The organism is Lysinibacillus sp., assembly GCF_032093475.1.
Taxonomy (GTDB): Bacteria; Bacillota; Bacilli; order Bacillales_A; family Planococcaceae; genus Lysinibacillus; species Lysinibacillus irui.
In genome coordinates, this window is sequence record NZ_DAMDAY010000079.1 from 4,855 (window position 1) to 16,515 (window position 11,661).

General features: G+C 37.4%; 12 protein-coding genes. 6 read left to right on the forward strand and 6 right to left on the reverse strand.

The genetic code is table 11. The annotated features are described in order from the left end of the window. Window positions 1–815, forward strand: an 815-nt coding sequence (locus tag RT445_RS15780; protein ID WP_313470927.1) for a pyridoxal-dependent decarboxylase, incomplete at its 5' end; no start/stop codon positions are given. Beyond that, window positions 799–2,496: a methyl-accepting chemotaxis protein gene (locus tag RT445_RS15785; protein WP_274793827.1), complete on the forward strand. Its 1,698-nt coding sequence runs from the start codon at window positions 799–801 to the stop codon at window positions 2,494–2,496. The genes RT445_RS15780 and RT445_RS15785, both read left to right, overlap by 17 nt. Before the next feature lie 81 nt (window positions 2,497–2,577). On the opposite strand, the gene RT445_RS15790 is transcribed toward RT445_RS15785, so the two are convergent. From RT445_RS15790 to RT445_RS15805, 4 genes are all read right to left on the reverse strand, one after another. Next, window positions 2,578–3,006: a GatB/YqeY domain-containing protein gene (locus RT445_RS15790; protein WP_274793828.1), complete on the reverse strand. Its 429-nt coding sequence runs from the start codon at window positions 3,004–3,006 to the stop codon at window positions 2,578–2,580. A gap of 417 nt (window positions 3,007–3,423) precedes the next feature. Next, window positions 3,424–4,413 (reverse strand): zinc-dependent alcohol dehydrogenase family protein, encoded by a 990-nt coding sequence (locus RT445_RS15795; RefSeq protein ID WP_274793830.1) that lies wholly within the window; start codon window positions 4,411–4,413, stop codon window positions 3,424–3,426. Window positions 4,414–4,496: 83 nt separating this feature from the next. After that, entirely contained in the window at window positions 4,497–5,180 is a 684-nt protein-coding gene (locus RT445_RS15800; protein WP_274793831.1) for a VOC family protein, read from the reverse strand. 359 nt (window positions 5,181–5,539) lie between these two features. Next, window positions 5,540–6,298: an SMI1/KNR4 family protein gene (locus RT445_RS15805; protein WP_274793832.1), complete on the reverse strand. Its 759-nt coding sequence runs from the start codon at window positions 6,296–6,298 to the stop codon at window positions 5,540–5,542. Window positions 6,299–6,571: 273 nt separating this feature from the next. On the opposite strand from RT445_RS15805, the gene RT445_RS15810 reads away from it, so the two are divergent. The 4 genes from RT445_RS15810 to RT445_RS15825 all read left to right on the forward strand — a co-directional run bounded on the left by RT445_RS15810 (window position 6,572) and on the right by RT445_RS15825 (window position 9,410). Continuing rightward, window positions 6,572–7,117 carry a GNAT family N-acetyltransferase gene (locus tag RT445_RS15810; RefSeq protein ID WP_274793833.1) on the forward strand — a complete coding sequence of 182 codons (546 nt, stop codon included), beginning with the start codon at window positions 6,572–6,574 and terminating at the stop codon, window positions 7,115–7,117. An 11-nt stretch (window positions 7,118–7,128) separates the two neighbouring features. Beyond that, window positions 7,129–7,569 carry a GNAT family N-acetyltransferase gene (locus RT445_RS15815; RefSeq protein WP_274793834.1) on the forward strand — a complete coding sequence of 147 codons (441 nt, stop codon included), beginning with the start codon at window positions 7,129–7,131 and terminating at the stop codon, window positions 7,567–7,569. Between the two features lie 129 nt (window positions 7,570–7,698). After that, entirely contained in the window at window positions 7,699–7,833 is a 135-nt protein-coding gene (locus tag RT445_RS15820; protein WP_274793835.1) for a hypothetical protein, read from the forward strand. Between the two features lie 971 nt (window positions 7,834–8,804). Next, window positions 8,805–9,410, forward strand: coding sequence for a hypothetical protein (locus RT445_RS15825; RefSeq protein ID WP_312506833.1), 606 nt, complete (start codon window positions 8,805–8,807; stop codon window positions 9,408–9,410). A 21-nt stretch (window positions 9,411–9,431) separates the two neighbouring features. Here the strand turns inward: RT445_RS15825 and RT445_RS15830 are convergent, their stop codons facing one another. After that, entirely contained in the window at window positions 9,432–9,701 is a 270-nt protein-coding gene (locus tag RT445_RS15830; RefSeq protein ID WP_312506832.1) for a hypothetical protein, read from the reverse strand. Between the two features lie 546 nt (window positions 9,702–10,247). After that, window positions 10,248–11,661 (reverse strand): translation elongation factor 4 (gene lepA / locus RT445_RS15835; protein ID WP_313470928.1); only part of this gene is annotated, 1,414 nt, incomplete at its 5' end.

Below are 11,661 nucleotides of genomic sequence, written 5' to 3' on the forward strand. Positions count from 1 at the left end.
TACATATTCATGCGGATTCAGCGTTAGGTGGATTTTATGCTTTTTTCAATGATTATGATTTCAAGAATAACCCACTACAATTTGAAGAGGAAGTATTACAAGGTTTATCACAAATCCATAAACGTATGCAGCATTTAGCTATTGCAGATAGCCTGTGCTTCGACTTCCAAAAGCTTGGACAAACACCTTATTTAACAAGCTTATTCTTAGTTAAAGATGGTAAAAGCTTGCAATTATTAGATATTGAGGACTTCGATACGCCATATGTCGGGAATCGTGGTTATGGCTCTTATCATACTGGCTATACATTAGAATGTTCTCGTATGGGTAGCTCTATTGCTATTTTCGCTGCATTACAAGCGTTCGGTAAAGAAGGCTATCAACAATTACTAGCTAATTATGTACGAGTGAATTTAGCTTTCCGTGCTCAATTAGCTGAGAAAACACCAATGTTACAAGTGGTAAATGAAACGAATATCGGTCCTGTAACAGCTTTCCGTTTGTATCCAGACGGGTTGAATTGGCAAGCTGAACAAGCTGGTCATTATACACAAGATCAGATTGAACATATTAATGGTATCAACGCTTCATTCTTTGAAATTATTGGAGAAGGACGAGACGAAGTATTCTTTGGTGACACGACACGAGTTTGTACCGTTCATACAAGTGATACAACACAACATGTTCCAGTTGCAGCGGCGAAATTCTTCTCTATTTCACCTTATACAGAAACAGCTCATATTCCAGATATGATTCATTTCTTACAGCAAAAGCTTAACGTACTGGAGGCGTCTCACATTGCGTATCGTCACTAAATTTAAGAGCTCTTTACTCTATAAATATATAGCCAGTTTCACTATTCCAATAGCGATTATCTCTTTGCTATTTAGTGTTGTATTATTTGTAGCTTCTTATCGGATTATCGACAATTTTGTGATTAAACAATTCGAATCTACTTTAGAGATTACATCCAATACGATTTTTGAAGATATTGAGAAAAATGACGTCAAAGCAGCGGATAACGGTAGTCCTGACAAATATAAAAAAGTATTGGATCAATTGAACACAGTAGTTAAAAAGTATGATATTGAAAATGCCTATGTGCTTTCTAAAGCCAATGGTAAGGAGCATATTGTCGCTTTAAGTAATACCGATAATCATCAACAAGACTATGTGTTTAGTGAAGAAATGCATGAAGCCTTAAACTCTGGAACTAGTCAAACTAGTGAATTATACGAGGATGAATATGGAATCCATAAATCTATTTTTATCCCATTTAAAGATACTGATATTATTTTCGGTTTAGATATGGATGCCTCTTTCATCTCTGAACTTCAAACGGAAACACTATGGATTTGTATTGTTCTTACCGTTATATTTATTATTTTTGGGGTGATCGTTGCTTACTTTATTAGTGTAGGTATTACGAAGCCAATCAAAAAAATGACTCGCTATGTCGGTCAAGTTGCACAAGGGGATTTAGCTGTCGAACCTCTGCAAATAAAAGGTTCCAATGAAATTGCCCAGCTGTCTTCAGGGATAGAAAATATGACGGAAGATTTACGCTCATTGATTCATCAAATAGCTCAGAATGCTGAACAAGTGGCCGCCATGTCAGAAGAATTAACAGCAAGCTCTGAACAGACAAGTGCATCCATTCAGCAAATTACATCTTCTATGCAAGAGGTGGCAGTGGGCTCAGAAAAGCAAACTTCTTCGATTGAAGAAGTAGAAAGTCATATTACTACTATCTCAAGCAAAATGACAGAGGTTGTAAAAAGCGTCACTGATGTTACAGAAAAAGCATTTCACACTTCAGCAATCTCTGAAAAAGGAAATACGACGATTCAGGATGCTACAGAAAAAATGGCCGTTACATCTCAAGCCATTCAAGAGTCTGCAACTGTCGTAGAACGATTAAGCACATATACAAATGAAATCGGGGATATTGTAACATTGATTACCCAGATTACAGATCAAACAAACTTATTAGCTTTAAATGCATCGATTGAGGCAGCTCGTGCCGGTGAGCATGGTAAAGGCTTTGCCGTAGTGGCTGAGGAGGTACGTAAGCTAGCAGATCAATCTTTAGATGCAACAAACAGTATTCGTACACGTATCGAAACCATTAAAGAAGAAACCTCACAAGCAGTAAAATCAATGGCGATCAGCAGTAGTAATCTTGCTGAAAGCTCAGCTACATTTGATGCATCAGGAGAAGCATTCGCAGATATCAATAGTCAAATCACTGCATTGACGCAGGAAATGGATCATGTGAATACTATTATGTCCAACATCAATGAAGGCGTTAGCAGTATAGCTATTTCTGTAGAGCAAGTGGGCGTAGTAGCTATGCAAGCCTCAGGTAATATTCAAAACGTAGCGGCTGCCTCTGAAGAGCAATCAGCAAGTATTGAAGAAATAACCGCTTCTTCAAATAACTTAGCTGAAATGGCGCAACAGCTTCGTAATATTATTCAAAAATTCAAGTTATAAAATGAACAGATCCGCTATCCTTAATTATGGAATAGCGGATTTTTCCATCCATAAAAAAACTTCTACCGTAGTGGTAGAAGTTTAGGCAATAATACTCTTCACAACTTTAGAAATAACAGCGCCTTCTGCTTGGCCTGTAAGCAATGGTTTAGCAATTTTCATAGCCTCGCCCATGTTCATTCCTTTTCCAATACCAGCTGCCACTAATTTCTCAGCAATTTCTTCTTCTGTCAATTGCTTTGGTAAGAAAGATTTTAATAGAGTCAATTTGGCTTCTTCTTTTTCAATCAGGTCAGCTCTCCCAGCTGTTTGTGCGCCCTCTAAAGCTTGGTTGGTTTGCTTGACCTCACGATTAATAATGGCCATTTCTTCTTCAGCAGTTAATACCTCTCCCTTTTCCTTTTCAGCTGAATCTAATGCTGATTTTAAAAGAGATAGTACACCTTTCGCTAAAGTATCTTTCTCTTTCATTGCCGTTTTTAATTGTTCAAATACTTCCGTTTTTAACAATGATCTCACTCCTTCTAGCCATCTATATCAGAGAAGATTATATCATAAAACATCCTCAAGAATGACAATCATTGCCTCCATCAGTAAAATAAGCATCCTTGATAATGTAACTTCCCTTCTACTCATTGATGGAGTGGATTTCTTTCATTCTCGAGCGGGGTTGCTCTTCCTTTGAGCAGGTTCCTCCCATTTTCGAGCGGCTTTTCCCTTCCTTTGAGCGGTTTACCTCCCATTTCGAGCGGCTGGTCCCTTCCTTTGAGCGGTTTACCTCCCATTTCGAGCGGCTTTTCCCTTCCTTTGAGCGGGTTCCTCCCATTTTTCGAGGGGGTACCCCTCTGTGGAGATACCTTCCATTTTCAAGAGTAAAACATACACATTTGTAGCTCAAACAAAGGCCGCTACAAATGTGTTCGTTTGTTATTGATCGTTCGTCAAAAAAACTTTTCCTTTATTAGACGATTGAACAGCATCTATTGCCTTATGAATATCTAGTAATGGAAAATGGGTTTGCACCTTCATCATTTTTAACGAACCATTATGTACAAGATGAATGAGCTGTTGCATTGTTTGCTGCCATTTTTCTGTTGACGTTTGTCGCTGCCAATTTCTTAAATGAAACATCATAGCCTGTACTTTTGCTTGCTTCACAATGTTTGTCCAATTCACTTGTATGCCTGATAAAAGACCAATGGCTAGAAATTTTCCACTGGGCTTTACGCAGAAAGCAAGTTGATTGCCTGCTTCCCCTCCAATAGAATCAATTGCTGCATCGGCTCCTCTTCCCTTGGTTAATGCCATAACTGTTTCATATAAAGGCATTTGAGAAGTATCTATGACAAAGCTTGCTCCAAGCTGCTGTAATTCCTCAGTATGCCGTTGACTCCGTGTCACTGCGATAAGCTGAAAACCTAATAGTTTCGCAAATTGAGCATACATATGCCCGATAGCAGAGCCACATGCATTCACTAACAATACATCATTTTGCCGTAATTTGAGAACTTCTGTACAGGTCACCAAAGCTGTTAATGGATTAATATACATTTGTGCTGCAGTAAAATCATCCATTGCCGCAGGGAGAGCTACAGCAAATTCAGCATTGGTTTTCACCACTTCCTGCCAAGTTCCCTCTCCCCTGAGAGGCAATACTCTCTGTCCAATAAGCTTCAGACTAGCGAGCGGCCCAACCTCTTCTACAATCCCTACACCCTCATAGCCTGGGACTGTTGGTAAAGTGATTCTATGGGCATATTTCCCCCATATCGGTATTAAATCAGAAGGATTGATAGGTCTCGCTCGCATACGAACTAGGATTTCTTGACCTTGTGGAGGTAGGATCGTTTTATTTTCTATCCTTAACACCTCTTGAGGATTTCCAAATTCATAAATTTTAAGGCATTTTGCTTTCAACAACTCTAGCTCCTTTATTAAATATTTGACAACATTCTACGGAACAGCTACTTCTATAAAAATGTATACGACTCTATTGAATATTATAATAGCTTAATGGTTAGTTGACCTTTTTCATCCATATTTAATTGAACAGCTTCATTTATTTCTATACAGATCGGACTGACAATTGCTTTCTTACTCGAAAAATACCAAAGCCTCTCACTTGGCCCTAATAGAATATTAGCACCATCTTCATAGTTACCTAGAAAATTCAGGACATCTGGTTGAATGTCCTTGTTTTCTATAGACTTTATATCAAAGTTTTTTAACTTCCTCGCAACCATTAGAATGTCATCAGTCGTTAAATTAATTTCTCCGATATTTAACACATGCTCAACGGAAAAACTAGAGGAAGAATGTTTTTGATTCACCTCTTGTCTTGAAATAAATTCTATAATATTACCTTCAGGATCGTAAAAATAACAGGAGTAAGCCTTTAAAAATTCAAAATAGATTTCATCCTGCCCCTCTGAATGCAATAAGGCTACTCGCTCTTTTACCCAATTTTTTGCCTGTTGAAATAAATTACTAGGAATATTTAGTGCAAAATGATACTGCTTTTTAATACTTAATGGAGCTTTTTCAAAAGTCATCCTACTATCACCAACGGCTATTGTAAAATAGTCCTCTGTACTTACTAACAACACAAATCCTAACAGCTCACTATAAAATTGCTCCATTTTTTGTAGATCGTGAACAAAAAGTTTAGCCTTCGTAATCCTCATCTTTTAGCCCCCCTTTACTTTCTCTTACTATAACAAGCAGGTGGCTGAAAAGACTTCCTGCAAAAGAATGAAGTTCAGGTTTAGAAGCTATTTTTCCCATATTTGCTGTGGCTATTTCATTTTCTTCATACCACGTTAAATATATGCTTTTCTATCTATGATAGCTATGCACGATAATGGTAGTGGCTTATTACCGCTGTAGTTGCACCCCTTCTTTCTAGACTGAGCCAACTATTTTGTATATTTGCCTTAGTAAATTTTAGATTGCCTCTGTATCTGAAGAAATAGCCTCTGGAATTGAACAAGTGACTGCTACAACTTTTTAAAGGAACCACTTTCATCCTCATGATTCCTTTTCATTATCCTCTTTGGAGAAATTCCGCCAAACTGATTTTCTTTTTTTCATAGTCTGCACAAATATGCTGTAGCTCATTTTCTACTCTTAGGGCACCTGCTTCAACTCCCCTAAAAATCAATAGTGGAGGCTGTTCTAGAGCTATTCTTGCCTGTGCATAATCGCAAGATAATATTTTTTTAAGCAACAATAATGTCTTTATTTTATCCTGCCCATTACCTGTAATATACAGTTCATAGTACGTTGCACAGCTTGCTTCGGGCAAATCTTCCTCTAAACCAGGCGCAGTTAGTACACTCTCCAGGAACATCAGTAAATTATCATAAGCCAGTGTAAAATCCCAGCTACCTGTTCCATGATGCGCGGTAAAAATAGCGCTATCCCCTCTTGATAAATCGAGACAATAAGGGTCTCCCTCATCAGTTGCAATGACCAAAAAGTCGTCCGGCCAATCTAAAATTACCTCATTTGTCACTGGATTATAGTTGTAACCTTCCTGCCCTCGTAATAAATCTCTTGCTCCATAGATCTGTAAATTTATATAATCACCAGTACTCCATGTGACCCCCTCCACTACATAATGACTCAAAAAGTATACATATTCTTTAGGCAATGACCAACGGCTATCAACAAAAGAGCTAACATCTTCTTCGATATAATTATGAAAAACCATTGGATATGCTGATTCTTGCTTATGAGTCTCTTGGATAAAACTGCGCATTTGTTCAAGTACTGTATCTAGCTTTTTAAGTAAATCTATCAAAATCTATTCCCTCCCTTTAGTTGTTTTTTATTTTACCATATTCCATCATTAACCAATTAAGGAGAACATGTTATAATCATATAATAGACTTATATTAGGCATATTTAGGACAAAACTAACGGACGGAGCAATCGCGCTACCCTTTACTATGCATTAGGTTACAGCTTGCACTTGATTGATTAACGCTGTATAGGCAGTTATGAATCATTTACTAGAAATTGACGTTGAACGAGCTTACCTTGTTCTAACAAAATTTAGAAGGGGCAAATAAACTTGAAATTACTTTTGAGACGTCCACAACAATCGGACATACAGGCGTTACACCAATTCTTTTTCCATGTTATTCAGGATACTTATGCAAAAGAAGGGATTGCGGAGCTAGTGGATGATCAACAGCATGAATGGGAATTGAAAAAAAAGTATGTAGCAATGGACCTAGAGAGCCGCGGCGAAAAAAGATTTTTTTGGCTAGCTGTTGACGAAGAGTCAAATAAAATAATAGGTACCATCGAATGTGGAGAAGCCAACGAGATCATTCAACAAACAATCAAAGAAGATTTATCCTATTGTCTTGAAATCGGTACCGTTTTTGTTCATCCAGACTACCAAAATCGTGGTATTGGGACATTGCTTGTACAAAAAATACTAACAACGTTGGAAAAACAAAAGAAATCTAGCTTTTGTTTAGATAGTGGATACAAACAAGCACAAATCATCTGGCAGAAAAAGTTTGGACAGCCTGACTTTATACTTGAACATTTTTGGGGAACAAATAATCACCATATGATTTGGAAGCGAGCATTACCATTCCAACTTTAAGGAGTAAAAATATGTCCTATCATATTACACAAGAAATACATCAAAAAAACAAAATGTTTGTCAATAACATGCTTTATGAATATAATGTAAAACACTTTCCAACAGATTTACAGGGCCGCTATCAGGAAATTAATTTATTTCTAACTGATAATGCTGGTCAAGTTTTTGGAGGCCTTCTAGGAGAAATTTGCTGGAACTGGTTAGAGATCCATACGCTGATGGTTGACGAAAAGCTTCGTGGCCAAGGGTATGGATCAACATTATTGAAAACAATTGAACAAATGGCTTGGGACAATCAGTGCGATTTCATTAAAGTAGACACACTTAGTTTTCAAGCGTTAACATTTTATGAAAATCATGATTATGAAATTTATGGAACTCTCGATAATGTTGGAAGAGATTTTAAACATTATTATTTAAAAAAGACTTTACGACAGAATCTTGAAACATAGGAAACAAAATTAATAAATGTGTGTATCATCTATGTATTTTCTATTTTAGTATTCGGTAGGAGCATTTTAAAAAGTAAGGACTAAATGCTTAATTGGTGACTATACTTATTATGTTTGGAGGGAAATGAAATGTTAAAATTCATTGATGATTTAGCCGGTGCGGTTTTCGATGTCTTTATGTTATTTTGTTATTTCTTTGCAGGCGTAATATTGGTAGGAGTCCCCATCTTTTTATTAGCTAAGTTTTTCCAACTGTTTCTCTAAATAAATTTTAAAAAGGAATCGAGAAGTCTACTCTCGATTCTTTTTTGTTTATTAAGCAATGCAAAATTATGGAAGGTATTTGTGCTACCGCTAGTTCCATTACTTGTTGTGTAGTAGATACAGGCATATCTGTGGAGGAATATTGTCATTGAGTTTCATAAACATAAATAGCCCTGTTCCCACTGCAACTGTGGATGGGAATGTTGCAGCTATTGCTACATGCTTTAGAGTTGCATACTTTTCATCACCTTCAAATCAATCACTGTTATCTGTATATTCATGAGCAGGTACAACCACTGATTTAATACGTTTCTTAAACATCTATATTCATCCTCTTATTGAATATCGTTAATTGTGTACACCGTGCACTTTAGCCCACCACAGGATGCTTCTAGCTGTTGCCTACGCGATTCTGTTGTGGTCAACCATACAAGGGTAATAACCTAATTGCTTGACAACGCTTGGTATAAGCTCTTTATACCATTTAATCTTTTCACGATACTCCTTCATGGTTTGAAAGTTATCGACTTCTAAAAAATGTTGAATTCCATTCCTTGAAAACATGCCGTCCACAATGATACTTGTAGTGCCATCTGATATTTTGACTTCACTCTTCCAGTCACTTGGACATTTTTAAAATAGCCAGAATTAATTTCGCATAATTGTGTGCTGTACATGGCCGCCTTTCTTAGGTACCTTGTCACAATCAACGTAATGAGCAGTCTAAAATGAAGTGCAAACCATTGATACAACAGCATTTCATATATGCCCACTTCAATACTCGAATGGCATTAATCAGGCATGGTATCGAGTATACAAATGGGCATAAAAATCACCGTACAATATACCCAACTTTGCGAGGTTCTTTTACTTTCTTATCAACAGTTTTATTAGCATCTGTGGAAGGTGGATGACAATAGCCTTTTAACACCCACCCCCTCTGAATAGACTGATGAAAAAGGAGGTATTAAATGCGTGATAATAATTCCATAAATTGTGGTTGTTCGTCAGCTAAAAACAATTGCAAAATCGGACCTTTTGAAGCTTTAGATGCCACATGTTCACCAGTACCTTCAGTTGCCTCAGGAATCTCAATCATCCCCTTCTCTTCCGGACCTTTTACTTCTTCTATATCTACAACTTCTGTGGGATTACCAAGTGGTATATCTTTAATCGGATTCGGAAGTGCTGTAAATGGATTAGCGTTACTACCCAATGGTGATATTGATCTAACTACTCAAGTGACAGAAGCTTTTTCTAACCCACAAGCAGGCAATATAACAACCATCTCTGCATCCTTTAGTTCTACTACTACTTTTCAACCTCAGATAGAAAGTACAATTAGAGCACAGATTTACCGTGCAGCTGCAGATAGCAATATTTTCTCTCCTACAAACGCATTTGTTGATTTAACCCCAATATCTACCCTATTTTCCGTAGCTAGGGGTCTTAAGAATGTTTCACCACCTGTATCTGTAGCAGCAGGTGATCTTTTATTAATGGTGTTTGCAGTCACTTCATCAGGAACTGTTACCATTATTGGTAATGCAATGGCAGGTATCACTATAGCTTTATAGATTTAAATAATCTCTCTCTGGCTATAGATAAGATTTATTAGGCTTCACTTTTGAACGTCCTACAGCCTTGTTAAATGCTCCTGTGAACACGGCTCTTAATGTACTAGCAATAGTTAATGTACCGTTCGCGATATCACGGATAATGTTAGCCAAAACGTCCTTAGCATTCACGAAATCACGTACATCGTTCATTTTTGTAGCTAAGATACATTTGTGAAGCTGGTCTTTCAATTCATCTTGTAATGGTAATGAGTGCATGAAATCGTAAAGCATCACTTGGTACTCGTTCATGTACTTCTTTTTCTTTAAACTGGAAATTATATAAAGGTGAGATTGTAAAATAATGATGAATGACCACGCTTATGGGTGATTTTATTATTGCATAAAAAAACAGGCCTCATATGAGTACCTGTCTTTATAAAATAGATTCTTGATTTCTTTCCGTTGTTCTAATGGTTGCTGTGTATGAGGTTTATCGGTTGACAGTACATCAAACGCAATAAAGGTTGCTGGAAGGGTTAAAGTAGCCTGTTCAATTTTGGAGGGATTCTCCATCCATCCATTTTAAATCGTAAATCCCGATGTTGATCGAAAGTGGACAACCAATAAAAACTGTCCAAAAAAGATTAGGACACAGCAGATCAGCAATTACTGAAGACCGCTATGTCCATTTAACACAGAAGATGGCGAGAGATGCTGCCGATATTTTTGATTCCATCGCTAAGAATTTATAAATTGCTGGCACAATTTTTAATGCGGTGGCAAATCGGTGGCAATCTCCACCCAACTGTTAAAAAACTATTTGATTAAAACCTTATAAATACTGTTATTTCAAGGTTACTTCGTATCATCCATCTTCAGCACAGCCATGAACGCTTCTTGAGGGACTTCAACGGAACCTACTTGTTTCATACGTTTTTTACCTTCTTTTTGTTTATCAAGAAGTTTACGTTTACGTGAGATATCCCCACCGTAACATTTTGCTAACACGTTTTTACGGATAGCTTTAATTGTTGAACGGGCCACAATTTTTTGTCCAACTGCTGCTTGAATTGGTACTTCAAATTGTTGACGTGGGATTAATTCTTTTAATTTTTCTACGATAATTTTACCACGATCATAAGCAAAATCACGGTGGACGATAAAGCTTAATGCATCGACTTGTTCACCATTTAGTAAAATATCCATTTTCACTAGTTTCGATGGTTGGTAACCAATGAGTTCATAGTCGAATGATGCATAGCCCTTCGTATTGGATTTTAAATAGTCAAAGAAATCATAGACAATTTCTGATAAAGGCATTTCGTAAATAATACTTACACGAGAAGTATCAATATAATCCATTGTCATGAAATTACCACGCTTCATTTGACAAAGCTCCATAACCGCTCCTACATAATCATTCGGTACCATAATAGTTGCTTTTACATATGGTTCCTCAACACGATCAATTTTTTGTGGATCTGGCATAAAGGAAGGATTATCTACCTTAAGGGAAGTCCCATCTGTCATATGGACTTCGTAAATTACCGAAGGCGCGGTAGTAATGAGGTCAATATTAAATTCACGCTCAATACGCTCCTGAATAATTTCCATATGTAGCAATCCTAAGAAACCACAGCGGAAACCAAAGCCAAGTGCTTGAGATGTTTCTGGCTCATATTGTAGAGCAGAGTCATTTAACTCTAGCTTCTCTAAAGCTTCACGTAAATCATTATATTTGGCTGTATCAATCGGATATAATCCACAGTACACCATTGGGTTCAAGCGGCGATAACCAGCTAATGGTTCTGCTGCTGGTCGGTTAGCAAAGGTAACCGTATCACCGACACGTGTATCACCCACGTTTTTAATGGATGCTGTTAAATACCCTACATCCCCCACTGTTAGTTCAGCCTGTGGCACAACCTTTGGTGTATGTACCCCAACTTCAATAACCTCAAATTCTGCTCCTGTCGCCATCATGCGAATTTTATCGCCAGGTTTAACAGTACCGTTGATAACACGAATCGAAATGATAACACCTTTATAAGCATCGTAAACAGAGTCAAAAATTAGCGCTTGTAGAGGTGCATCAGGATCACCTGTTGGTGCTGGTACTTTCTCAACGATTTGCTCTAAAATATCTTCAATACCAATACCTGCTTTTGCAGAGGCTAATACCGCTTCCGATGCATCTAGCCCGATGACATCCTCTACCTCTTGACGTACGCGCTCAGGATCTGCTGCTGGTAAGTCGATTTTATTAATA

Bases quoted from the DNA above. Each gene is read 5' to 3' on its own strand.
- RT445_RS15815 (WP_274793834.1), top strand. From the start codon at position 7,129: ATGTCCTATCATATTACACAAGAAATACATCAAAAAAACAAAATGTTT.
- RT445_RS15830 (WP_312506832.1), bottom strand. From the start codon at position 9,701: ATGAACGAGTACCAAGTGATGCTTTACGATTTCATGCACTCATTACCA.
- RT445_RS15820 (WP_274793835.1), top strand. From the start codon at position 7,699: ATGTTAAAATTCATTGATGATTTAGCCGGTGCGGTTTTCGATGTCTTT.
- RT445_RS15825 (WP_312506833.1), top strand. From the start codon at position 8,805: ATGCGTGATAATAATTCCATAAATTGTGGTTGTTCGTCAGCTAAAAAC.
- RT445_RS15800 (WP_274793831.1), bottom strand. From the start codon at position 5,180: ATGAGGATTACGAAGGCTAAACTTTTTGTTCACGATCTACAAAAAATG.